This is a genomic window from Streptomyces sp. NBC_01429 (assembly GCF_036231945.1).
GTDB lineage: Bacteria > Actinomycetota > Actinomycetes > Streptomycetales > Streptomycetaceae > Streptomyces.
The window spans coordinates 1,249,973-1,274,282 of record NZ_CP109599.1; the positions used below are offsets into that span (position 1 = coordinate 1,249,973).

20 protein-coding genes are annotated in these 24,310 nt (G+C 71.6%); 1 reads left to right on the plus strand and 19 read right to left on the minus strand.

What is annotated here, in order from left to right:
* Positions 1-21 precede the first annotated feature (21 nt).
* From OG627_RS05175 to OG627_RS05255, 18 genes are all read right to left on the minus strand, one after another.
* Complete coding sequence (locus OG627_RS05175) at positions 22-1,410, minus strand: nucleotide pyrophosphatase/phosphodiesterase family protein (RefSeq protein WP_329061867.1); 1,389 nt, start codon at positions 1,408-1,410, stop codon at positions 22-24.
* Positions 1,407-2,576 carry a metabolite traffic protein EboE gene (gene eboE / locus OG627_RS05180; RefSeq protein WP_329061869.1) on the minus strand — a complete coding sequence of 390 codons (1,170 nt, stop codon included), beginning with the start codon at positions 2,574-2,576 and terminating at the stop codon, positions 1,407-1,409. The genes OG627_RS05175 and eboE overlap by 4 nt, the downstream gene beginning before the upstream one ends.
* A 4-nt stretch (positions 2,577-2,580) precedes the next feature.
* Entirely contained in the window at positions 2,581-3,429 is an 849-nt protein-coding gene (locus OG627_RS05185) for a TatD family hydrolase (RefSeq protein ID WP_329061871.1), read from the minus strand.
* Entirely contained in the window at positions 3,429-4,088 is a 660-nt protein-coding gene (locus OG627_RS05190; protein WP_329061872.1) for an EboA domain-containing protein, read from the minus strand. Before OG627_RS05190 ends, OG627_RS05185 begins: the two co-directional genes overlap by 1 nt.
* Complete coding sequence (locus tag OG627_RS05195; protein ID WP_329061874.1) at positions 4,085-4,930, minus strand: sugar phosphate isomerase/epimerase family protein; 846 nt, start codon at positions 4,928-4,930, stop codon at positions 4,085-4,087. Before OG627_RS05195 ends, OG627_RS05190 begins: the two co-directional genes overlap by 4 nt.
* Entirely contained in the window at positions 4,927-5,943 is a 1,017-nt protein-coding gene (locus OG627_RS05200; protein ID WP_329061876.1) for an SCO3242 family prenyltransferase, read from the minus strand. Before OG627_RS05200 ends, OG627_RS05195 begins: the two co-directional genes overlap by 4 nt.
* Positions 5,940-7,112, minus strand: a complete 1,173-nt coding sequence (locus tag OG627_RS05205) for an inositol-3-phosphate synthase (RefSeq protein WP_329061878.1) — start codon at positions 7,110-7,112, stop codon at positions 5,940-5,942. The genes OG627_RS05200 and OG627_RS05205 overlap by 4 nt, the downstream gene beginning before the upstream one ends.
* Positions 7,113-7,285: 173 nt before the next feature.
* On the minus strand, positions 7,286-10,966 hold the full coding sequence (locus tag OG627_RS05210; protein ID WP_329061880.1) for a ThuA domain-containing protein: 3,681 nt from the start codon (positions 10,964-10,966) through the stop codon (positions 7,286-7,288).
* A 329-nt stretch (positions 10,967-11,295) separates the two neighbouring features.
* Positions 11,296-12,300: a sugar phosphate isomerase/epimerase family protein gene (locus OG627_RS05215; RefSeq protein ID WP_329061882.1), complete on the minus strand. Its 1,005-nt coding sequence runs from the start codon at positions 12,298-12,300 to the stop codon at positions 11,296-11,298.
* Positions 12,301-12,312: 12 nt separating this feature from the next.
* Positions 12,313-13,545, minus strand: a complete 1,233-nt coding sequence (locus OG627_RS05220; protein ID WP_329061884.1) for a Gfo/Idh/MocA family protein — start codon at positions 13,543-13,545, stop codon at positions 12,313-12,315.
* Between the two features lie 94 nt (positions 13,546-13,639).
* Positions 13,640-14,680 (minus strand): substrate-binding domain-containing protein, encoded by a 1,041-nt coding sequence (locus OG627_RS05225; protein ID WP_329061886.1) that lies wholly within the window; start codon positions 14,678-14,680, stop codon positions 13,640-13,642.
* Between the two features lie 56 nt (positions 14,681-14,736).
* A complete protein-coding gene (locus OG627_RS05230; RefSeq protein WP_329061888.1) occupies positions 14,737-15,813 on the minus strand; it encodes an ABC transporter permease in 1,077 nt (358 codons plus the stop codon).
* A complete protein-coding gene (locus OG627_RS05235; protein ID WP_329061890.1) occupies positions 15,810-17,348 on the minus strand; it encodes a sugar ABC transporter ATP-binding protein in 1,539 nt (512 codons plus the stop codon). Before OG627_RS05235 ends, OG627_RS05230 begins: the two co-directional genes overlap by 4 nt.
* A gap of 265 nt (positions 17,349-17,613) precedes the next feature.
* Positions 17,614-18,795 (minus strand): ROK family transcriptional regulator, encoded by a 1,182-nt coding sequence (locus OG627_RS05240; protein WP_329061892.1) that lies wholly within the window; start codon positions 18,793-18,795, stop codon positions 17,614-17,616.
* 249 nt (positions 18,796-19,044) lie between these two features.
* Entirely contained in the window at positions 19,045-19,722 is a 678-nt protein-coding gene (locus OG627_RS05245; RefSeq protein WP_329061894.1) for a GntR family transcriptional regulator, read from the minus strand.
* 188 nt (positions 19,723-19,910) lie between these two features.
* Positions 19,911-20,858: a beta-ketoacyl-ACP synthase III gene (locus OG627_RS05250; RefSeq protein ID WP_329061896.1), complete on the minus strand. Its 948-nt coding sequence runs from the start codon at positions 20,856-20,858 to the stop codon at positions 19,911-19,913.
* Between the two features lie 113 nt (positions 20,859-20,971).
* Positions 20,972-21,178 carry an MFS transporter small subunit gene (locus OG627_RS35445; protein WP_443073417.1) on the minus strand — a complete coding sequence of 69 codons (207 nt, stop codon included), beginning with the start codon at positions 21,176-21,178 and terminating at the stop codon, positions 20,972-20,974.
* Positions 21,081-22,436, minus strand: a complete 1,356-nt coding sequence (locus OG627_RS05255) for an OFA family MFS transporter (protein WP_329061898.1) — start codon at positions 22,434-22,436, stop codon at positions 21,081-21,083. Before OG627_RS05255 ends, OG627_RS35445 begins: the two co-directional genes overlap by 98 nt.
* Before the next feature lie 141 nt (positions 22,437-22,577).
* Between OG627_RS05255 and fdhD the strand changes: the two genes are divergently transcribed.
* Positions 22,578-23,417 carry a formate dehydrogenase accessory sulfurtransferase FdhD gene (gene fdhD, locus OG627_RS05260; protein WP_329061900.1) on the plus strand — a complete coding sequence of 280 codons (840 nt, stop codon included), beginning with the start codon at positions 22,578-22,580 and terminating at the stop codon, positions 23,415-23,417.
* A 41-nt stretch (positions 23,418-23,458) separates the two neighbouring features.
* Here fdhD and OG627_RS05265 read toward each other — a convergent pair whose 3' ends face one another.
* Positions 23,459-24,283 (minus strand): SDR family NAD(P)-dependent oxidoreductase, encoded by an 825-nt coding sequence (locus OG627_RS05265; RefSeq protein ID WP_329061902.1) that lies wholly within the window; start codon positions 24,281-24,283, stop codon positions 23,459-23,461.
* Between the last annotated feature and the right edge of the window lie 27 nt (positions 24,284-24,310).

The window sequence follows — 24,310 nt, forward strand, 5'->3', positions numbered from 1 at the left end:
CTCGCCGTCGCGCAGCGGTGGTCAGCGCAGTCCGGCGAGCTGGAGGAGCAGGGACTTCACATCGGTGGCCGCCACGCGGTCACCGACGGCACGGGGGGTGGAACAGATGAGGAGCGGACCCTCGTCGTCGCTCCGCGGAAGGCGGCCGTGGCTGCCCCGGATGGGCGAGGGGTCCAGGGGGACGACGGCGAGGCGGTAGCGCATGCCGAGCTTCTTGCGGGCGATGGCCTTGGCCGCCTTGAGCCGTACGTAGGGGTCGAGGGGGTCCATGAACAGCTCGACGGGGTCGTAGCCGGGTTTGCGGTGGATCTCGACCAGTTGGGCGAAGTCGGGCGCCCGGTCGTCGTCCAGCCAGTAGTAGTACGTGAACCACGCGTCGGGTTCGGCGACGGCCACCAGCTCGCCCGAGCGGGGGTGGTCGAGTCCGTGGGCCTTCTTGCCCTCGTCGTCCAGGATCTCGTCGATCCCGGGGAGACCCGCGAGCGCCTCGCGGGTCGCCTCCAGATCCTCCGGGCGGCGTACGTAGATGTGCGCGAGCTGGTGGTCGGCGACGGCGAAGGCACGGGAGGCCATGGGGTCGAGGTACTCCATGGAGTCCTGGGTGTGCACCTCCAGGAGCCCGGCCCTGCGCAGCGCGCGGTTGATGTCGACGGGCCGGGAGACCGGGGTGATGCCGTACTCGGAGAGCGCGACGACGGTACGGCCCTCGGCGGCGGCGTCGTCGAGGAGCGGGGCGACGACGGCGTCGAGGTCGGCGGCCGCGCGGTGGGAGCGCGGGTCGTCGGGGCCGAAGCGCTGGAGGTCGTAGTCGAGATGCGGGAGGTAGCACAGGGCCAGATCGGGCTGCCGGGTCCGGATGATGTGCCGGGTGGCGTCCACGATCCACTGCGAGGAGACGAGGTCGGCGCCGGGTCCCCAGAAGTGGAAGAGGGGGAAGGTGCCGAGTTCCTCGGTGAGTTCGTCGTGCAGCTCGGGGGGCCGGGTGTAGCAGTCGGGTTCCTTGCGGCCGTCCGCGTAGTAGACGGGGCGCGGGGTGACGGTGTAGTCGGTGTCCGCGCCCATCGCGTACCACCAGCAGACGTTGGCGACGGTGTAGCCGGGGTGGACGCGGCGGGCGGCGTCCCAGAGCTTGTCCCCCGCGACCAGCCCGTTGTTCTGGCGCCAGAGCAGTACGTCCCCCAGCTCACGGAAGTACCAGCCGTTGCCGACGATGCCGTGCTCGGCGGGGAGCGTCCCGGTGAGGAAGGTGGACTGGGCGCTACAGGTGACGGCGGGCAGCACCGTGGTCAGCGGGGCCCGGGAGCCGGTGGCCGCCAGCTCCTTGAGACGGGGCATGTGGCGGAGCAGCTGGGGGGTGAGGCCGACCACGTCGAGGACCAGCAGCGGCGTGGGGCTCGGGCTCTCGGTCACGGCAGCTCCTTCAGGCCGAGGTCGATCAGCAGATCGCGGGCCAGGGTCAGTTCGGCGGCGATCCCGTCGGCGAGCCGGCCGCGCGAGCGGGGGCGCTGTTCGGCGGGGAGCGCCTGCCAGGTGTAGGTCTCGACCTCCAGATGGCGGGTCAGCGGGGCCGGCCCGCCGACGAGCCGGGTCAGCGCGTCCCGGAGTACGGGGAGGGTGGAGGTGAGCGGCGGGGCGGGCGGCGCGTGCAGCGGGACGTGGAAGTGGGAGCGCCAGGGTGTGTCGTCGGGCAGCGCGCCGCCGGCGAGGGCCTCGTCCAGGTCGTCGGTGCCGAGCAGCCCGGCGGCCGTGCGGGCCCGGGTCTGGTGCAGGAAGCGGGGTTCGGCGAAGGCGGCCAGCGCCTCGCGCACCTCGGGCAGGTGGGGCTGTTCGGCGTGCAGCGCGGCGGAGAGCTGGGCCTTGGGGATGGTGAGGTGGGCGGCGGCCAGCGCGTCCAGGGCGGTGGCGGGGTCCTCGAAGGAGGTGGCGAGATGGCAGGTGTCGACGCAGACGCCGATGCGCCGCGCGGCGAGGTCGGTCAGCGGGCCGATGGCGTCGGCGGTGGTCTCGACGGTGCAGCCGGGCTCGGGCTCCAGGGCGATGCTGATGGACTTGCCGGTCAGCTCCTCCAGCGCGTCGAGCCGTTCGGCGAGGGTGGTCAGCGCCTTGCGGGCGGTGTCGGCCGCGGTGGAGTCCCAGGCGGTGCGCCAGCCGAGCGGGAGGGTGGAGACGGAGCCCTCGGTGACGTCGTCGGGCAGCAGCGCGGCCAGCAGCCGGGCGAGATCGCCGGTGTGCGCGAGCCGCTCGGGGTCGGCCCAGTCCGGCTTGTACACGCGGTACTTGACCTCTTCGGCGCCGAATCCCTCGTAGGGGAAGCCGTTGAGTGTGACGACCTCCAGGCCGCGCCGGTCCAGCTCCGCCCGCAGCCCGCGCAGCGCCACCGGATCGTTGATCAGGGCCTTCGCGGCGTCCTTGGCGAGCCAGAGGCCGATGCCGAGCCGGTCGCGGCCGAGGCGTCTGCGGACCGGTTCGCAGTGGTCGCGCAGTTGGCCGAGGACCCCTTCGAGGGTCTCGGCGGGGTGGACGTTGGTGCAGTACGCGAGGTGGACGGTGGAGCCGTCGGGGTGGCGGAAGCGCATGCGCTCACTCCCCGCCGCGCAGCACGGAGTTGCCCTCGTGGAGCGCCTCGGGGGCGGGAACGTCGAGCTGGAGCCGGCCGCTGAGTCCGTAGAAGGCGACGGGGTTGTGCCACAGGACCGTCTCGACGTCGTCCTCGCCGAATCCGGCCGCGAGCATCGCGTCGGCCACCTTGCGGGTCTTGAGCGGGTCGCTGTTGCCCCAGTCGGCGGCGGAGTTGACGAGCACCTTCTCGGTGCCGTGCTCCTTGAGGACGGCGACCATCCGGTCCTCGTCCATCTTGGTGTCCGGGTAGATGGAGAAGCCGAGCCAACTGCCGCTCTGGGCGGCTTCCTTGACGGTCGTCTCGTTGAGGTGGTCGAGCAGGACCCGCTCGGGCGGCAGGGCGGACTCCCGTACGGCGTCGATGGTGCGGCGCAGCCCGGCGAGCTTGTCGCGGTGCGGGGTGTGGACGAGTGCGGGCAGGCCGTGGTCGGCGGCGAGCTGGAGCTGGGTGGCCAGGGCGGTGTCCTCGGCTGGGGTCATCGAGTCGTAGCCGATCTCGCCGACGGCGACGACGCCGTCCTTGACCAGATAGCGGGGCAGTTCGTCCAGGACCGGCAGACAGCGCGGGTCGTTCGCCTCCTTGGGGTTGAGGGCGAGTGTGCAGTGGTGGGCGATGCCGTACTGGGCGGCGCGGAAGGGCTCCCAGCCGAGCAGCGCGTCGAAGTAGTCGAAGAAGCTGGCGGGCGAGGTGCGCGGCTGGCCGAGCCAGAAGGACGGTTCGACCAGGGCGCGGACTCCGGAGGCGTACATCGCCCGGTAGTCGTCGGTGGTGCGGGAGGTCATGTGGATGTGGGGGTCGAAGATGCGCATCAGGACTCCTCGCCGGTGAGATGCGACGCGTGGTGCAGGTCGGCGGGTACGGGACGCCCGGCGGCGGTGCGCTCGGCCGCGAAGTCGGCGAGCATCCGGGCCAGTTCGGCGTCGGCCCGGGCGCGTCGCGCCAGGCCGGCGACGGCGCCGAGGGGTACCCCGGTGAAGAGGCATTTGAGGATGGCGTGGCGCCAGGCGTGGGCGTCGAGATGGGCGGCGGCGTACGGGCCGACGGCGGCGGCGATCAGCCGGGTGTCGTTGGTCCGCAGGGCGTCCTCGACCAGCGGCAGCGCCTCGGGCCCCGGGATCCGGTCGGGCAGGGCGGACAGGACGGCCAGGCGCTCGGTGGCGGTGCCGCTCCGGTAGAGCCGGGTGAGGGTGACGGGCCCGGCGCCGGCCGCCGCCAGCAGCCGGGCGCGTACGGAGCCGGCCAGATCCGGACCGCAGTGCCGTCCGGCGGCGGCGAAGCGCAGCTCCCAGGCGGCGGCGTGGTCCTCGTCCGCACCGCGGACGGCCGCCGCCTCGGCCAGGGCCGCTTCGAGCCAGGACGCGGCGTCCGGGGGGAGCGGGGCGGCCAGGTCGTCGCGGGCCGGTGTGGGGCCGAGGTCCCCGCCGTCCGTCGGTGTGACGCCCTGCGGTGTCACGCCCTGCGGTGTCATGCCCTCACCCCTGCCGTGCGGAGGAAGTCGAGCGACCGGCGGGCCATTTCGGGTCCCGCGTGCGAGTGGCGGGGCAGCTCGACGACGGTCAGGCCCTGGTATCCGGTGGCCGCGAGCGCGTCGAGGACCGGCGGGAAGTCGATCTCGCCGTCCCCGAACGGAAGGTGCTCGTGGACTCCGCGCCGCATGTCCTCGATCTGTACGTGGCGCAGCCAGGGCGCCGCCTCCCGCACGCAGTCGGCGGGCGACGCGGGCTCCAGGCACTGGCAGTGGCCGATGTCGAGGGTGAGGCCGAGCGGGTCGGGGTCGCCGAGGAGGTGTCTGAGCCGGTGGAAGTCGGCGAGGCAGGAGACGAGATGGCCGGGTTCCGGCTCGACGGCGAGCGGGATGTCGGCGGCGTCCGCCGCGTCGAGTACGGGTCCCATGGCCTCTTCGAGGCGCTTCCACGCGGTGTCGGGGTCCGTGCCTCGCGGGGTGATGCCGCTGAAGCAGTGCACGGCGTGCGCGCCGAGGTCGGCGGCCACCCGTACGGCGGTGACCAGCAGCGCGGTACGGGCGGCGCGGCCGTCGGGGTCCGGGTCCAGCAGGGTGGGGCCGTGTTTGCGGCGGGGGTCGAGGACATAGCGGGCGCCGGTCTCGACGGTGACGTCGAGTCCCAGCTCCGCGAGGCGCCGGGCGACCCGCCGGGTGCGGTCGGGCAGGTCGGGGCCGAGCGGGTCGAGGTGCATGTGGTCGAGGGTCAGCCCGACCCCGTCGTAGCCGAGGTCGGCGAGCAGTGCGAGGGCGTCGTCCAGCCGCAGGTCCGTGAGCCCGTTGGTGCCGTAACCGAAACGCGGACTCATGTCGGACTCACTCTCCGTGCGAGGGTACGGGCCAGTGGCACCAGCCCCATGACGCCGAGCGCGACCCCGGCCGCGCCGCCGCGCGCGGCCAGCGCGGCCTGGAGCGGGATCATCGCCCGGATGCCCCCACCGACGGCGCGCTGGGTGAGGGGCGGGGACGGATTGAGCGCCGCGTGCAGCAGGGGCCGCCCGGCGGTGCCCGCGTAGACGGCCGCCAGGGCGGTGGCGAGGGCGGTGCCGGCGGCGGCCCCGGGCACGGGTCCTGGTACGGGCACGCGTCCGGGTACGGGTACGGATCCGGGTGCCGGTGTGCCGCCCCGGGCCGGGCCGGGTGCCGAGGGGCGCCACCGTGCCACGGACGCGCCCAGCGCCCCCGTGACCGCGAGCGCGGCGAGCGGCGCGGCCGTCGATCCGCCCTGTGTCTCGCGGCGCGAGACGGTGGTGACGGCGACGGTGTGCGCGCCGAGCAGCGCGGCGGACGGCAGGGCGGAGCGGAGCCGTGCCGCGCCCGTAACGGCAGCCCCCGTCGCGGCGCCCGCGACAGTTGCCCGCGTCGCCGCGTCAGCCGTCGCCGTCGCCGTCGCGCCCAGCAGCAGGTCCAGCGCCCTGGCCGCGCCCATCGCCGCCGGGCCCGCCGGGGTGTGTTTGAGCCACAGGTCGTACGACCAGACCGTGGCCGCGAGGGCCGAGCCCACCACCAGGGCGGGGCGGCCGGCGCGGGCGGCGAGGGCGAGGCCCGCCGCCGTCAGACCGCCCGCCGCCGCGAGGGCGGCCGGCGGGGAGATCCGGCCCGAGGGGATCGGGCGGTGCGGGCGCTCGCGCGCGTCCTCCGCGCGGTCCGCCCAGTCGTTGAGCGCCATGCCCGCCTCGTACAGGCAGAGCGAGGCCCCCACGGCGAGCGCGGTGCCGCGGCCGGGCCGCAGCCCCGCGGCCGCCGCCCCCGCCAGGGCGTCGCCCGGGACCGTGAACAGGGCCGACACCCGCAGGAGTTCGGCCCAGGCGCGCGCGCTCACCCGGTCTCCTCCGGGGCCTGTGCCACCGGCCCCAGCCGCCCGGCGAAGGACAGCAGCGCTTCGAACTGCTCGGCGAGCGCGGCCGGTCCGCCGTCCGGGTCCTTGAAGTAGAAGCCCAGCTCGGGCAGCGGCCCGCTCAGCCCGGCCTCGTGGGCGCGGGCCACCAGCCGGGCCAGATCGAGTACGAGCGGCGCGGCGAGCGCCGAGTCGCACCCCTGCCAGATGGTCTGGAGGATCATGCGCGAGCCGAGGAACCCGTCGAAGGCGATGTGGTCCCAGGCGGTCTTCCAGTCGCCGAGGGCCGGAACGTCGTCGATGTGGACCTCGCCCTCGGGCGCCGCGCCCAGGGTGTCGGCGAGGACGCGCTCCTTGCCCGCGTTCTTGGCCGCCGCGGCGGCCGGGTCGGCCAGCGCCGCCCCGTCCCCGCCGCCCAGCAGGTTCGTGCCCGACCAGGCCCGTACGGACAGGGCGCGCTGGACGAACATGGGGGCGAGTACGGAACGGAGCAGCGTCTGGCCTGTCTTGCCGTCGCGGCCCGCGTGGGGAAGTCCGCGGGCCTCGGCGGCGGCCATGAGGGGGCCGGTGCGCAGCCCGGTGGAGGGGGTGAAGTTGACGTACGGGCAGCCGGCCCGGACGGCGGCGGCCGCGTACAGCGAGCTGGCGGGCAGCCGTGGGTCGTCCGGTGCCGGGGTGGGTTCCGTGGAGGACAGATTGACGACGACCGTCCGGGCGACGCCGGTGCGCCGGGCGAAGTCGGTGAGGTCGTCGGCGAAGGAGGCGATGATCTCCTCGTCGCTCCTGGTGTCGCCGGGGTGCGGTCCGCCGGCCCTGATCTCCCGGTCGGCCGCGTCGAGTTCGGTGTGGATCGCGGCGGTCAGACCGTACGGCAGCACACCGGCGGCGGTCAGCGCCTCGGCGCGCTTGGGCAGCGGGCAGCTCGCGGTGTCGTGGCCGCCGAAGACGAGCGAGGAGAGCGCGGGGAGTGCGGCCCGGGCGAAGGGCGGGGTCTCGGTGACCATGCCCGTCGGGGGGTGGAGCCCGGCGGTGACCGCCGCGCATCCCGCGACGGCCGTCGTGGCGACGGAGCCGCGCGCTCCGACGAACCAGACTCCGGTGCGTACAGCGTGGGGTTCACTTCTGGTCGTCGTCCTGGGACCGGTCGTCGTCACGGGCTGCCTCCCTGCCAGTGTATGTAGGGACATGAGGGGATGCGGATCTGGAGCTGGATGTCGAGGTCGATGTGCAGGCGGAGGTGGATCGGTGGGGGACGGCGGGCGGGGAGTACGGCGCCTCCCCGCCCGCCGCCGGCTGACGGGCCGCCCCGGGGCTTTCGTCGAAGCCCCTAGGAGGGCAGCTCCTTGAGCTGGATGTCGCGGAACGACACCTTGTCGTCGGCACCGTGGTTCTGCAGGCCGATGTGTCCGCTGGTGAGGCTGCGGGCCGGGTCGGTGTTGGTGAAGTCGTTGATCTTCACACCGTTGAGGAAGACCCTCAGCCGCTCACCCTGGACCTTGATCTCGTAGCTGTTCCACTGGCCCGGCGGGCGCAGGACCCGGTCCCTGGCCTTGATGTCGGCGGACTTGAAGCCGTAGATCGCGCCGGTGGTGCGGTCGGGGGTGTCGGTGGCGTCGATCTGCACCTCGTACCCGTTGTTCACCGCCGACCAGGGGTCCTCGGAGGGCGGGAAGCCCACGAACACACCGGAGTTGTCGTCGCCCCGCATCTTCCAGTCGAGCTTCAGCGAGTACGACTTCAGCTCCTTGGCCTGGTACCAGAGCAGCCCCATGCCGCCCTCGGAGCGCAGTTCACCGTCGACGACGTCGAACTTGCCGGGTCCCGCCTGCTTCCAGCCCTCCAGGGTCTTGCCGTTGAAGAGGGAGCGGTAGCCGGTCCGCGGCTTGCAGTCGGCCTTGACCTGGCCGGCCGCGTAGCGCAGTCCGCCCAGCAGGTGCTGCCGGAAGGGCTGGTCCGCGTAGGACTCCTTGGTGTGTCCGCCACCGGTGTAGAACGACCGGCCGCCCTCGTAGGTCTGGCACCAGGCGATCGGGTGATCGCCCTTCATGTTGCCGCCCTCGTAGGTGGTCTCGTCCAGGGTGGCGAGGACCCGGGCCTGATCACGCGGGTTGGTGCGGTAGTTGTACCACTCGTCGGTGCGCTGCCACGCGTCGTCCAGGTGCTCGGTCGCCGGGTGGCTCTTGTCCTCGACCCGTACGGTCGCGTCCTGGATCGCCGGGTGGGAGTCGAAGTAGGCGCCCACCAGGCCCCCGTAGAAGGGCCATTCGTACTCGGTGTCCGCCGCGGCGTGCACGCCCATGTAGCCGCCGCCGGTGGTCACATAGTTCTCGAACGCCTTCTGCTGGTCGGAGTTGAGGACGTCACCGGTGGTGGAGAGGAACACCACCGCGTCGTACCTGGCCAGGTTGTTGGTGGTGAACTGGCCGGCCTCCTCGGTGGAGTCGACGGTGATGCCGGTGGTCTTCCCCAGCTCCTTGAGCGCGGCCACGCCCTCCGGGATCGAGTCGTGCCGGAAGCCCGCGGTCTTCGAGAAGACCAGGACCCGCTTCTCGGTCTTGCCGGGCGCGTTCGCGGAGATCTTGAAGTCGTCCACGTCGAAGAGCGCGCCGGAGCCGCCCTTGAAGACCAGGAACAGTTCGGTGGTCTTCGTCGGTACGGAGCGCAGCGGTACGTCGATGTCCTGGAAGGTCTCCCACGAGCCGGTCACCGGGACCGGCGAGGATCCCAGCAGCTTGCCGTCGGCGGAGCCGGTGCGCACCTCCAGGAATCCGCCCGCGCCGCCGGAGGAGATCCGGGCGGTGAGGGTCTTGGACCCGGTCAGGTTGTACGGCTTGAAGGAGATCCAGTCGCCGTTGTCGATGTCACCGACGGTCTTGCCGCCGTTGGCCGCCGCCTTCTCGAAGACGGTGATGCCGGAGGAGTTGTTGAAGTGCTCGGCCTGCCGGTGGCGCGGCTGGAGCTGTGCCTGGCCGTGGCTGGTGATCGGGGCCTGGCCGCCGCCTCCGCCGTCGGTGTACTCGGCGTCGATGACCCCGAAGATATTGGCGTTGGGGTCGTGCTCGGTGTCGGCGGGCGCGGTGATCGTGCCCTCGCAGCCGTTGGTGGAGGTGATCGGGTGGCCGTGGTTGTCATGGCCGAGGATGTAGCGGACGACGACCTTGGAGCAGTCGATCGTGCCGTCCTCCGGGTCGGTGACCTTCACCTTGAAGGGGACCTTGTCGCCGAAGTTGAACAGCGTCCCGTCGGCGGGCAGTTCGAGGGTCACGGTGGGCGCGGTGTTGCCGACGACCACGCGGACCGAGGCCGTACCGGTGCGTTCGGTGGGGTCGGTGACCGTGAGCCGGGCCGTGTAGGTGCCGTTCTTCTTGTACTTGTACGCGGGGTTGGCCTCGGTCGAGGTACCGCCGTCGCCGAAGTCCCAGGCGTAGTCGAGCGGGTCGCCGTCCGGGTCCGAGGTGCCGGCCGAGGAGAAGTTCACCTTCAGCGGGGCCGTACCGGAGGTCTTGTTCGCTGCGGCCACCGCGATGGGTGACTTGCCGCCGGTGGCGTTCTCGATGCGGTAGAGCGCGGAGTGCTCGTCGCCGCCGAACCAGGACAGTCCGTAGTCGAGCACGTAGAGCGCGCCGTCCGGGCCGAACTCCATGTCCATGACCTGGGTGCCGGACCACGGGAACGGGTTGATGGATCCCACCGTGCCGTCGTCGGACTGCTCGATCCGCTTGATCCACTGGCGGCCGAACTCGCCCGCGAAGAAGTCGCCGTCGTACGCCTCGGGGAACTTCACCGGGGAGTCCAGGTCGGCGTCGTAGCGGTAGACCGGGCCGGCCATCGGGGACTCGGATCCGGTGCCGAACTCGGGCACGCTGCCGCCGTCGTAGTCGATCCAGGCGGGCTGGGCGGGCGGCAGATCGGTGAGTCCGGTGTTGTTCGGCGAGGTGTTCCTGGGTGCCGCGCAGTCGAAGGCGGCGCCGGACGCCTTGGTGGCGAAGTCGTAGTCGATGAACGGCTCGTTCTTGCCGACGCAGTACGGCCAGCCGAAGTTCCCGGCCTCGGTGACCCGGGCGAACTCCACCATGCCGGCCGGGCCCCTGGTCGGGGAGGCGGCGCCGGCGTCGGGGCCGTAGTCACCGACGTAGACGACACCGGTCTGCTGGTCGACGGAGATGCGGAACGGGTTGCGGAACCCCATCGCGTAGATCTCGGGCCGGGCCTTGTCGGTGCCCGGGGCGAAGAGGTTGCCCTCGGGGACGGTGTACGAGCCGTCCTCGGCGACCTTGATGCGCAGCACCTTGCCGCGCAGGTCGTTGGTGTTGCCGGAGCTGCGCTGGGCGTCGAACGCGGGGTTGCGGTCGGCCCGTTCGTCGATCGGGGTGTATCCGTCGGAGGCGAACGGGTTGGTGTCGTCGCCGGTCGACAGATAGAGGTTGCCGTCCGCGTCGAAGGCGATGTCGCCGCCGACGTGGCAGCAGGTGCCGCGCGACGTGGCGACGTCGAGGACCTTCTTCTCGCTCGCCTTGTCGAGGGTGCCGTCCTCGTTCAGGGTGAAGCGCGAGAGCCGGTTGTATCCGTCGAAGGGGGCGAAGTCGGCGGCGGTCCCGTTCTCGGGGGCGTCACCGGGCGGGGTGTCGAGTTCGGGGGCGTAGAAGAGGTAGATGGCCCGGTTCTCGGCGAAGTCCGGGTCGACGCCGACGCCCTGGAGGCCCTCCTCGTCGTGGCTGTAGACGTCGAGCCGGCCGGCCACGGTGGTGTCACCGCCCGCGTCGGTGATGCGCAGTGTGCCGTCGCGCGAGGTGTGCAGCACCCGGCGGTCCGGGAGGATCGCGAGCGACATCGGCTCGCCCACCTCGTCGGCGCCCTTGGCGAGGGTGACCTGCTGGAAGCTCTCCTCCGAGGGCACGGGCCCCGGGTCGTGGGCGGTGGCGGGTACGGCTCCGAGACTCGATCCCACGAGCACGGCGCCCGTCAGGAGTGCGAGGAGGGATCTGGCTCTGGGGCGTTTTCTGGGCACGAAAGTCCTCCACAGTGGGCTGTTCGTACGTGCGGGTTGCCGTGCCGGAGGAGTGGGTGCGCGTCCCCGCGCCCGGCCTCCGGGTGGCTGTGTCACCGACGTGCGCCGTCACATCGGAGAGCGACTCTGTTGTGGTGCCGGCCGGTCGTGTCCCGCGACCGGCCGTGTCCTGTACACCTCAATGGACCGTAGCCGGGTTCGTCCCGGACCGAAAGACCTTGCGCAGGGGTTAAGTTGAACTTTCCCCAGGCGCAGGACAAAGACAGTCGCCGGAACGCCGGACGGCCCGCCCTCGCGCACCCGTCCGGTGTTCCGATCAGCACCGGGTACTACCGGTCGCCGCCGAACGCCGCGTCGAAGGACGCCGACGGCGGGTCGAAGTCGAAGCGCTTGAGGTCGGCGAGGGCCTCCGGGGCGCCGACCAGCCGGTCCATGCCCGCGTCCTCCCACTCGACCGAGACGGGACCCTCGTAGCCGATGGACCGCAGCATCCGGAACACGTCCTCCCAGGGCACGTCGCCGTGCCCGGCGGAGACGAAGTCCCAGCCGCGCCTCGGGTCGCCCCAGGGCAGATGGGAGCCGAGCCGCCCGTTGCGGCCGTCGAGACGCTTGCGGGCCTCCTTGCAGTCGACGTGGTAGATCCGGTCCCGGAAGTCGTAGAGGAAGCCCACCGGGTCGAGGTCCTGCCAGACGAAGTGGCTCGGGTCGAAGTTCAGCCCGAACGCGGGCCGGTGGCCGACCGCCTCCAGGGCGCGGTGCGTGGTCCAGTAGTCGTAGGCGATCTCGCTCGGATGGACCTCATGGGCGAAGCGCACCCCCTCGGCGTCGAAGACGTCCAGGATCGGGTTCCAGCGCTCCGCGAAGTCCTCGTACCCCCGGTCGATCATGCCGGGCGGCACCGGCGGGAACATCGCGACCAGATGCCAGATCGACGAGCCGGTGAAGCCGATGACGGTGTCGACGCCGAAGGCGGCGGCGGCCCGCGCGGTGTCCTTGATCCTGGCCGCGGCGCGCTGTCTGACCCCCTCCGCCTCGCCGTCGCCCCAGATCCCGGCGGGCAGGATGCCCTGGTGGCGCTCGTCGATGGGGTTGTCGCAGACCGCCTGGCCCACCAGATGGTTGGAGATCGCCCAGCACTTGAGCCCGTACTTGTCGAGCAGCTGGTGCCGGCCCTCCAGGTAGGACGGGTCGGCGAGCGCCTTGTCGACCTCGAAGTGGTCGCCCCAGCAGGCGAGTTCCAGCCCGTCGTAACCGAAGTCACGGGCGAGCCGGCACACCTCCTCCAGGGGAAGATCGGCCCACTGGCCGGTGAAGAGAGTGAAGGGACGGGGCATACGGTTCTCCTCCTAGGCAGGGTTTCCCGACGGGGGCGGTACGGGGGTGTACACGGCGTTCTTCGCCGCGCTCTCCTCCACGGCGGCGAGTACCCGCTGCACCTGGAGCCCGTCGGCGAAGGACGGCGCCGGGTCGGTCCCCGCCGCGATCGCCGTCACCAGATCGCGCGCCTGGTGGACGAAGGTGTGCTCGTAGCCGAGCCCGTGCCCCGGCGGCCACCACGCCTCCAGGTAGGGATGCTCCGGCTCGGTGACCAGGATGCGGCGGAAGCCGGCCGAGGCCGCCGGTTCGGCGTGATCGTGGAACGACAGCTCGTTGAGCCGCTCCAGGTCGAAGGAGAGCGAGCCGCGCTCACCGTTGATCTCCAGGGTCAGCGCGTTCTTGCGCCCCGAGGCCATCCGGGTGGCCTCGAAGGAGGCCAGCGCGCCCGAGGCGAGCCGGCCGGTGAACACCGCCGCGTCGTCCACGGTCACCGGTCCGTACGCGCTGCCGGCGGCTCCCGACAGCCCGGCGCTCGGCCCGCCGAGGACCGGCCGTTCACGTACGAAGGTCTCCGAGAGCGCCGAGACCCCGGCCAGCGGCTCTCCCGTCAGGAACTGCGCGAGGTCGACGATGTGCGCCCCCAGGTCACCCAGCGCGCCCGACCCGGCGCGCTCCCGGTCGAGCCGCCAGGTGAGCGGGGCCAGCGGATCGGCCAGCCAGTCCTGGAGATAGGTGACCCGGACATGGCGCAGGGTGCCGAGCCGGCCGTCCTCGATCAGCTTCCTGGCGTACGAGACGGCCGGCACCCGGCGGTAGTTGAAGCCCACCATGGACAGCTGCCCCCGGGCCCGGCCCGCCTCCGCCGCCCTGACCATCGCCTCGGCCTCGGCCACCGAGTTGGCGAGCGGCTTCTCGCACAGGACGTGCTTGCCCGCCTCCAGCGCGGCGATGGCGATCTCCGCGTGGCTGTCCCCCGGGGTGCAGATGTCGACCACCTGCACATCGTCGCGTGCGATCAGCCGCCGCCAGTCGGTCTCGGCGGCGGCCCAGCCGTGTTTCGCCGCGGCAGCCCTGACGGAGGTCTCGTCACGGCCGCAGACCGCGGCGAGTACGGGCCGCAACGGCAGGTCGAAGACGTGTCCTGCGGTGCGCCAGCCCTGTGAGTGGGCGGCACCCATGAACGCGTATCCGACCATGCCGATGCCGAGTGCGGGCGGTGGACCGGCTTCCTGCTCCGACGCTTCCGTGGGACTGGGGGTCATCCGGATAACTCCTCGTCATCTCGCACAGTGGGGACAGCCAGGGTCTTTCGTGGGGAAACGAGAGCCCCTCGGCCGCTGGTCCGGCCGGGGCCGGTCAGCGGAAGCCCGTGGGGAGGTACTGGTCGACGTTGTCCTTGTCCACCACGGCCGAGTAGAGCGTGACCTGGGCGGGGATCTCCAGCTCCGCGAGGCCGCTGATGCCCTTGGACTGGCCGAGGGTGCGGGCCAGGTCGATGGCGGACGCGGCCATGGTCGGCGGATAGAGGACGGTCGCCTTGAGCACACTGTTGTCGGCCTTGATGGCGTCCATCGCCGCCTTGGCCCCGGCGCCGCCGACCATCAGGAAGTCGTCGCGGCCCGCCTGCTGGATGGCACGCAGCGCGCCCACGCCCTGGTCGTCGTCGTGGTTCCACAGGGCGTCGAAGGAGCGCTGTGCCTGGAGCAGCTGGGCCATCTTGGCCTGGCCCGACTCGACGGTGAAGTCGGCGGCCTGGCGGGCGACCTTCTTGATGTTCGGGTAGTTCTTCAGGGCGTCGTCGAAGCCCTTGGAGCGCTGCTGGGTCAGCTCCAGCCCGTCGATCCCGGCCAGCTCGACGACCTTGGCGTCCTTCTTGTCCTTGAGCAGCTCGCCGATGTAGTTGCCGGCGCTGACGCCCATGCCGTAGTTGTCGCCGCCGATGTAGGCGCGGAACGCCTGCGGGTTGGAGAAGATCCGGTCCAGGTTGATGACCGGGATTCCGGCGCGCATGGCCTTCAGCCCGACCTGGGTGAGCGCCTTGCCGTCGGCGGGCAGGATCACCAGGACGTCGACCTTCTTGTTGATCAGCGTCTCGACCTGGCCGATCTGCGCGGCGATGTCGTTGGAGCCCTCGGTGATGTCCAGCGTCACGTCCGAGTACGTCTTCGCCCGCGACTTGGCCTGCTCGTTGATCGCGTTCAGCCAGCCGTGGTCGGCCTGGGGGCCGGCGAAGCCGATGGTGACGGCCTTGCCGGGCTTGCCGCCGGAGGCGGCCGGCCCGCTGTTCGAGGCGGGCTCCTGCTTCGTGGGTTCGTTGCTGGTGCAGGCGGTGAGCAAGGCGCCGGCGGAGACGGCGGCGGTGCCGAAAAGAAGTCTTCTGCGACTGGTTTCTGGCATGGCGGTTCAACCCTTCGGGTAGGGCGGGGGGTGCGGGTGCGAGTGCTGACGGAGTGTCAGGACTCGCCGTTGCGCAGTGTGCGGCGCTGGACCAGTACGGCGGCGACGATGATGGCGCCCTTGGCGATCTGCTGAACGTCGCTCTGGAGATTGTTCAGAGCGAAGATGTTGGTGATGGTGGTGAAGACGAGAACGCCGAGGACGGAGCCGACGATCGTGCCGCGGCCACCGCTGAGCAGGGTGCCGCCGATGATCGCCGCCGCGATGGCGTCCAGCTCGTACAGGTTCCCGTTGGTGTTCTGTCCCGAGCCGGCCAGGATGATCAGCAGGAAGGCGGCGATGCCGCAGCAGAGCCCGGAGAACAGGTAGAGGTACAGCCGCTGCCTGCGGACGTCGATACCGGCCAGCCTGGCGGCCTCCGGATTGCCGCCGACGGCGACCGTGCGGCGGCCGAAGGTCGTACGGTTGAGGATCAGCCAGCCGACGACCGTGACGGCCGCGAAGACCAGCACGAGCGGCGGAATGCCCAGGACGTAGGAGTCGGGGACACCGAGGTCGAGCACCGAGGTCACGGTGACGATCTGGGTCTTCCCGTCGGTGATCATGAGGGCGAGACCGCGGGCGGAGGCGAGCATCGCGAGTGTCGCGATGAACGGCACCATCCCGCCGTACGCGATCAGCACACCGTTCACCAGCCCGCAGCCGACCCCCACCAGGACCGCGGTGAAGAGGATGCCGGCGAACCCGAACTCCTGGGTGGCCAGCGTCGTGGCCCACACCGAGGAGAGGGCCACGATGGCCCCGACCGAGAGGTCGATGCCCCCGCTGGTGATGACGAAGGTCATGCCCACCGTGACCACACCGATGACCGACGCCTGGGTCAGCACCAGCTGGAGGTTGTTGGTGTCCAGGAACTGGTCGGGCTTGGTGATGCCGCCGACCACGATCAGAGCGGCCAGCACCCCGAGCAGGGAGAGGTTACGGACATCGAGCCGCAGCCCGAGCGCCCGCCACCCCCCCTTCGGTTCAGTGGACTTGACGGACACGTCGGAGGCGGCGGACGACGGGGCCGGATCGGGCGTGGCCGCGGCGTCGGGCCCGCCCTGCCGCGCCTCGGAGGCAGGCTGTTTCATGGTGTCGGGCTCCCTTCCATCACAAGATCGAGGACTCGGTGCTCGTCCAGCTCCCGCGCCGGCGCCCGGTGGACGACCCGCCCTTCGCGCAGGACCAGCACCCGGTCGGCGAGGCCCAGCACTTCGGGGACCTCGCTGGAGACGAGCAGTACGGCGAGCCCCTCGTCGGCCAGCCGCCGGATCACGGCGTACAGCTCGGCACGGGCGCCCACGTCGACACCGCGCGTCGGTTCGTCGAGCAGCAGTACCCGGCAGCCGCGCAGCAGCCAGCGCGCGAGCACCGCCTTCTGCTGGTTGCCGCCGGAGAGGGTACGGATCCGGGCGTCCGGGTTGTCGGGGCGCAGCGAGAGTTCCCTGGTCGCCTCGCGGGCCGCGGTGCGCTCGGCCGCGCGGTCGACCCAGCCGGCCCGGGCGAAACGGGGCAGCGAGGACACCGACACGTTGCGGGTGACCGATTCGAGCATCAGCAGCCCCTGGGCCTTGCGCTCCTCGGGCGCGAGCCCGAGTCCGGCGCGCACGGCGGCGCGGACGCTGCCGGGCCGCAGCGGGGCGCCGTTGACCAGGACGCGGCCCGAGGTGGCCTTGCGCGCGCCGTACACCGTCTCCAGGATCTCGGAGCGCCCCGACCCGACGAGCCCGGCCAGGCCGACGATCTCGCCGGGCCGCAGTTCGAGGTCGAGGGGGGCGAACTCCCCTTCCCTGGAGAGCCCTTCGACCCGCAGTACGGGTTCGGGCCGCGGCGCCCCCTCGGCGGGCGCGGCGGGCCGCTCGGGGAAGACGTACTCGACGTTCCTGCCGGTCATCAGCGCGACGACGTCACGGGTCGGGGTCTGCTTCGCGGGGAGCGCGACGGCGACGGTCCGGCCGTCCTTGATGACGGTCACCCGGTCACCGATGCGCCGGATCTCCTCCAGCCGGTGGGAGATGTAGATGACGGCCACACCGTCGGCGGTGAGGGTGGCGACCGTACGGAAGAGATTGTCGACCTCGTCGGGGTCGAGGGCCGCGGACGGCTCGTCCATCACGATGAGCCTTACGTCGTGGGAGAGCGCGCGGGCCATCGAGACGATCTGCTGCTGCGCGGCGGAGAGCGAGCCGACGAGCTGGTGGGCCAGGATCTCCGGGTGGCCGAGGCGCGCCAGCAGCCCGGTCGCCGCGCTCCTCGCCTCCCGGCCCCGTACGACGAATCCGGCGGTGGTCGGTTCGTGTCCGAGGAAGACGTTCTCGGCCACCGACAGGCCCTCGACCAGGTCGAGTTCCTGATAGATGGTGGCGATGCCGAGCCGCATCGCGGCGATGGGCGACTTCAGTGTGACCTCGTCGCCGCGCCAGTTGATCACACCGTCGTCGGGCTGGTGGGCCCCGGCGAGCACCTTGATGAGTGTGGACTTCCCGGCGCCGTTCTGGCCGAGCAGACAGTGGACCTCTCCCGCCTCGACCTCCAGGTCCACACCGTCGAGGGCGCGGACACCGGGGAAGGTCTTGGTGATGCCGGACATGGTGAGCAGCGGGGTCGTGGGTGGTGTGGGTGCCATGGCGTATCCCCTCGGCGGATGCGGCCGGTGAGCGGGCAGGGCTGAAGAAGAGCTGGGTGTGGTGAGGAACGGGGCGGAGCCAGGTGCGGCGGTGCGGAGCTGTCGGGTGGATGCGGCTCGTGCGAATGCGGCTGGTGCGGCTCGTGCGGTACTGCGGCTCGTACAGGTGCTGCGGGTGGTGCGGCTCGTACAGGTGCTGCGGGTGGTGCGGGTGGCGCACGTGCTACAGGCGGTACGGGTCGAACTGGTGGAGCGCCACCGGCCGTCAGGCCGGCGAGAAGAGGTGGTCGCTGATGAGCCGGGCCGCGCCGGTGACTCCGGCGGTCGGGCCCAACTCCCCCAGGACGATGGGGAGATTGCCGGTGGCCAGCGGCAGCGACTGCCGGTAGACCTGGGTCCTGACGCTCGCCAGCAGGGTGTGGCCGAGGCCGGTCACCCCGCCGCCGATCACCACGAGCCCCGGGTTGAAGAAGCTGACGAGTCCGGCGATGACCTGGCCGACGCGGTTCCCGCCCGCCCGGATGAGGTCGAGGGCGGCGGGGTCACCGGCCGCCGCGGCGGCCGAGACGTCCACGGCCGTGAGCCGGCCCGCGGACTCCAGCAGCGCGGCCAGTTCGGGCGAACGGCCCTCGCGGGCCGCCGCCTCGGCGTCGCGGGCGAGCGCGGCGCCGCTGAAGTACGCCTCCAGGCAGCCCTTGTTGCCGCAGGCACAGGCACGGCCGTCGGCCTCGACCTGGATATGGCCGATGTCGCCGGCGCTGCCGGTCGTGCCCCGGTAGACATCGCCGCCGACGACGATGCCGCAGCCGATACCGGTACCGATCTTGACGCAGAGGAAGTCGTCCACGGAGCGGGCGACGCCCGCGTGCTGCTCCCCCATCGCCATCAGGTTCACGTCGTTGTCGACCATGACCGGGCAGCCCAGCTCCTGGCTGAGCGCCTCCCGGACCGGAAAACCGTCCCAGCCCGGCATGATCGGCGGGGCGACCGGGATGCCCTCGGGGAAGCGGACCGGGCCCGGGACCCCGATGCCCGCTCCGTCGAACCCCTCGGCGAGACCGGAGACCTTGAGCTTGGCCGCCAGCGCGAGCACCTGCTCGAAGACGGCGACCGGTCCTTCGCGGACATCCATGGGGTGGTTGAGATGTCCCAGCACCTCCAGCTCCGCGTTGGTCACGGCCACGTCGATGGAGGTGGCGCCTATGTCGACGCCGAGAAAGCGCAGGGCGGGCGCGAGCCGGATGTTGTGGGAGCGCCGGCCGCCGCGCGATGCGGCGAGTCCGTCCGCGACCACCAGGCCGGTCTCCAGCAGCCGGTCCACCTCGACGGCGAGCTTCGAGCGGGAGAGGTCCACCTGATCACCGAGCTGTGCACGGGAGTTGGGACCACCGTCGCGCAACAGCCGGAGCAGTCGCGCCTGGTGCGCGTTGGCAGGTCGTGCCGTCATGCGTCTCACGCGCCCCTCCCCGCCTTCTCGGCCGGCCGTCCCTCGTGGATCGACACCCGGAGGTGTGTCCCGGGCTTTTGAGGGAACGTAGCAGCGCTTGCTCGCAGGGGGAAGAAGTTGAGCGTGAATCCATCCCAACTTTCTCCACACCGAGGACAAAGGGAGGGCCGCCACGCGTCCCACGCATGGCGGCCCAGGGGTTCACCGGCGGCGGGCGCTGCCCGGGGCAGCGGCCGGCACCGGGCGCGATCAGGTGCGTTCGCGCTGGTGGTAGCTGGTTCTGGTGTGTTCGGTGTGGGCCTTCATGATCTCGGTAGCGCGCCGTTCGTCCCGCGCGGCGATCGCGGCGATCAACTGCCGGTGCTCGATCCAGGAATCCTTGCCGCGCTGCCGGGCGACCGGTGTGTAGTACCAGCGGACCCTGCGGTCGACCTGCCCCGCCAGCTCCGCCAGCACGACATTGCCCGCCAGCTCCATGACCTTGGCGTGGAAGGCGGCGTTGGCCGCGACCGCCTGGTCCACCTCGTCGTCCGCCACCGCCCGCTCCCCCCTCGCGCACAGCTCCTCCAGCGCGGCGATGCCCGCCGTACCGGAGTTGGCCGCGGCGAGCCGGGCGGCCTCCGCCTCCAGGAGCGTACGGACCGTGAGCAGCTGGTCCGCCTCGTCCTCGGTCGGTTCGTGGACGAACGCGCCCTGGGCCGGGCGCAGATCGACCCAGCCCTCGGTGTTGAGCCGCTGGAGCGCCTCCCGCACCGGCTGCCGCGACACCCCGAGATGGCCCGCGAGTTCGCTCTCGACCAGGTGCTGGCCCGGCTGGAGCGCCCGGGTCGTTATCAGTTCGAGCAGCGCCTCGTAGACGCGCTCACGCAGTGGACCCGGGCGTTCGAGCTTGGGCAGGGCGCCCTGTGCCAACTTCGCGGACAGCATCGCGGTCCCCCTCCTGGCCGGCCGTGGACACGACGGTGGTGACGCCGTGTCGCGTGACGACATCCAGACATTGGTTATCGTCTACAGTCTACCGACCGGCGAGGGGTTACGGACGGTGTTCGAGTCGCGTTCGGATGCGAACGGTCACCCGTGGGCGCCGGAGGCGGGCGCCAGCGGCGTGAGCGGCGTCAGGGGCAGCGGACGACCTGACCGCCGTACGAGAGATTGCCGCCGAAACCGAACAGCAGCACCGGCGCGCCCGACGGGATCTCCCGGCGCTCCACGAGTTTGGACAGCGCCATCGGGATCGAGGCGGCCGAGGTGTTGCCGGACTCCACGACGTCCCGGGCGATCACGGCGTTGACCGCGCCGATCTTCTGCGCGACGGGCTCGATGATCCGCAGATTCGCCTGGTGCAGCACGACCCCGCCCAGCTCCTCGGGGGCGAACCCGGCCCGCTCGCAGACCTTGCGGGCGATGGGCGGCAGCTGGGTGGTCGCCCAGCGGTAGACCGACTGGCCCTCCTGCGCGAACACCGGCGGAGTGCCCTCGATCCGTACGGCGTGCCCCATCTCGGGCACGGAGCCCCAGAGCACCGGTCCGATGCCCGGCTCCTCGTCGGGCTCGGTCGCGACGACGACGGCCGCGCCCGCGCCGTCACCGAGCAGTACGCAGGTCGTCCGGTCCGTCCAGTCGGCGATCGCGGCCATCTTGTCCGCGCCGATGACCAGGACGCGGGTCGCGGAGCCGGCCCGTACGGCGTGATCGGCCGTGGCGAGGGCGTGAGTGAAGCCCGCGCACACGACGTTGATGTCCATCACCGCGGGCGAGCCCATGGCGAGCCGGGCCGCCACCCGGGCCGCCGTGTTGGGCGAGCGGTCGATGGCGGTGGAGGTGGCGACCAGGACCATGTCGATGTCCCCGGGGGTCAGCCCGGCCGCGGCCAGCGCCTTGGCACCGGCGTGCGCGGCCAGCTCGTCCACCGGCTCGTCCGGGCCCGCCACGTGCCGGGTCTTGATACCGACTCGGCTGCTGATCCATTCGTCGCTGGTGTCGACCATCGCCGCCAGATCGTGGTTCGTGAGCACCTTGGCGGGCTGATAGTGCCCGAGCGCGGCGATACGAGTGCCGGTCATGCCCGGGACCCCCTCTGTTTCGACGTCAGGAATGCTCCAGTCTTGTCAGCGACTCACCGGTACGGGTGCAGGTGAACCAACAGGATTCTCCCGTTCGGTTTGGAGACTCCACATCATCGGGTGAAAAGCTGAGCCGCCTTGAGGACCAACTCGTACACACCGTACGCGAGCGGGATCCCCACCCAAAGCCAGGCGAAGACGATCAGACCGGTACGGCGGGGCTCAGACGGTGCGGCCGGTGTCGCTGCTGACCTGGTCATCGGCTGTCTCCTTCGGCTCTTGCACATGGTGGCGGGGGTGTACGGGACGGACCAGTTCATTGGCGACGAAGCCGACGACCAGCAGGCCGATCATGATGGCGAACGAGAGACCGTACAGCCCCGCGCCGCTCTTTCCCGCCGCCTCCTGGCTGTCCGCCACCTTGTTGACGATGAGCGGGCCGAGCACTCCGGCGGTGGACCAGGCGGTGAGCAGCCGGCCGTGGATCGCGCCGACCTGATAGGTGCCGAAGAGGTCCTTGAGATAGGCGGGGATGGTGGCGAAGCCGCCTCCGTAGAAGGAGAGGATCACCAGCGCGCAGATGACGAACAGCGGCTTCGAGGCATCGCCGAACAGGGCTATCAGCAGATACATCACCGAGCCGGCGCCCAGATAGAGCCGGTAGACGTTCTTGCGGCCGATCAGGTCCGAGGTGGAGGACCAGCCGATACGACCCGCCATGTTGGCGGCCGAGAGCAGGGCGACGAAGCCCGCCGCGGCGGAGACCGAGACCGGCGTGGCCGTACTGGCGAAGAAGTCCGTGATCATCGGGGCGGCCTTCTCCAGGATCCCGATGCCCGCGGTGACGTTCATGCACAGGACGACCCACAGGCACCAGAACTGCGGGGTGCGCACGGCCGACCGCGCCGACACCCGGGGCCCGGCGTCGGGCGCGGCCCGCTGCGCGGGGACGTCCGGCTCGCGCTGCCGGTAGCCGGGCGGGGGAACGCGCACCAGCAGCACGCCGAGGGACATGAAGACCGCGTACACCAGCCCGTGCGTCAGGAAGGCGAACGCGATGCCCCGGCTGTCGGAGCCGTAGGACGCCAGCATCTGCGCGGACCACGGCGACGCGATGAGCGCGCCGCCGCCGAAACCCATGATGGCGATGCCGGTGGCCATGCCTGGCCGGTCGGGGAACCACTTGATCAGGGTGGAGACCGGGGAGATGTAGCCGATGCCGAGGCCGATCCCGCCGACGAACCCGTAGCCGAACACGATCAGCCAGTACTGCTCGGTGTAGGCGCCGAGCGCGGCGAGCAGGAAGCCCGAGGAGAAACAGCACAGGGCGACCGTCATGGCCCAGCGCGGCCCGTTGCGCTCCACGAGGGTGCCGCCGAACGCGGCGGACAGCCCGAGCATCACGATGCCGAGCTGGAAGGGCAGGGCGCTCTGGGTGCCGGAGAGATTCAGCGCGGATTCGAGCGGTGGCTTGAAGACACTCCAGGCGTAGGCCTGGCCGATCGAGAGATGGACCGACAGCGCGGCGGGCGGTACCAGCCAGCGGCTCCATCCTGCGGGGGCGAGAGGTGGGGTCATGGTCGCGAACTCTAGGAACCGGATCCGGCCTTGGGAAGATCTTCAACATGGCGGATCGTGAACCGGCCGGGGCGGGATCCCCGTGGTGCCGGACAATGAGTGACACACGCAGCATCACGTCGACGAGGAGGACTGATCACCATGGGACGGGTCACCGAGCGCCGCCGCACCATCCGGATCAGGGACGGTGTCGTCTCCGCGCGGCCCGACACCCTGGTGGCCGAGGAGCCGCTGGAGATCCGGCTGAACGGCAAACCGCTCGCCATCACGATGCGCACCCCCGGCGACGACTTCGCGCTGGCCGCCGGCTTCCTGGTGAGCGAGGGCGTACTCGCGGCGGGCGCGGACGTGCGGTCCATCGTGTACTGCGCCGGGGCGAAGGAGGACGGCTCGAACACGTACAACGTGGTCGACGTACAGCTCGCGCCCGGAGTGCCGGTCCCCGACATCACGCTGGAGCGCAACGTCTACACGACCTCGTCGTGCGGACTGTGCGGCAAGGCCAGCCTGGACGCCGTGCGGACCACGGCCCGCTTCCCGATCGCCGACACTCCCCCGGTCCTGGTCGAGCCCGCTCTGCTCGCCGGCCTCCCCGACCGGCTGCGGGCGGCGCAGCGGGTCTTCGACCGGACCGGTGGGCTGCACGCGGCGGCGCTGTTCTCCGAGGACGGCGAGCTGCTGGACATCCGCGAGGACGTCGGGCGGCACAACGCCGTGGACAAGCTGGTCGGCCGGGCGCTGCGGGAGGATCTGCTGCCGCTGTCCCGGGCGATCCTGCTGGTCTCGGGCCGCGCCTCGTTCGAGCTGGCGCAGAAGGCCGTGATGGCGGGCATTCCGGTGCTGGCGGCGGTGTCGGCGCCGTCGTCGCTCGCCGTCGACCTGGCCGCGGAGAGCGGTCTGACGCTGGTCGGCTTCCTGCGCGGCCCGTCCATGAACGTGTACGCGGGCGACCATCGGATCGCCCTGCACAGCGAGGTGTGAGCGGCCCGGCGTCCTGACGTCCCCGCCGTACGGCGGGGACGTCAGGACGCCGGGCCGCTCATGACGTCCTGGACATCGTGGAAACCCGCCTTGCGGTTGACCGCCGCGACGGCGCGCGTGACGGCCGTGCGGGGCAGCAGCCGCGGCGCCCAGGTGGTCCAGCGATGGAGCGCCCGGCCGGGGTACGAGGCCGCCCTGCCGCGCGCGAAGTCGTCCAGGGTCCGCGCGGCGACCGACTCGGGGCTGTCGGTGACCCTGGGGTCCATGACGGCGGTGGTGCTGTCGAAGAAGCCGGTTTCGGTCGCGCCGGGGTGGGCGCCCATGACCCGTACTCCGGTGCCGCGCAGCTCGTGCGCGAGTGCCTCGGTGAAGTACAGGACGAACGCCTTCGTCGCGGAGTAGCTCGCCTGGTACGGCATGGGCTGGAACGCAGCGGTGGAACCGACGTTGATGATCCCGCCCGAGCCGCGTTCGAGCATGTCAGCCCCGATCAGCCGGGTCATCCGCATCAGGCCGGTGACATTGACGTCGACCGACCGCAGACTCTGCTCGAAGGGACGGCCGAAGAAGGGGCCGATGGAGCCCGTTCCCGCGTTGTTGACCAGGAGATCGACGCTCACGTGCCGCTCGCGCAGCGCGTCGGCGACGGTCCCGGGCCCGGCCGGGTCGGCGAGATCCGCGCCGAGCACCAGGGTGTCCACCCGGTGCTCGGCGCGGATCTCGCCGGCGAGCCGGTCGAGCGCCGGGGCCGAACGGGCCACCAGGACCAGGTTCGAGCCGCGACGGGCGAGGTCGCGCGCACAGGCCCTGCCGATCCCTCTGGACGCTCCGGTGACGAGCGTGGTGGTGCCGCGATAGTCGTACATACGAGGGATTCCTTCGAACGACGGCGG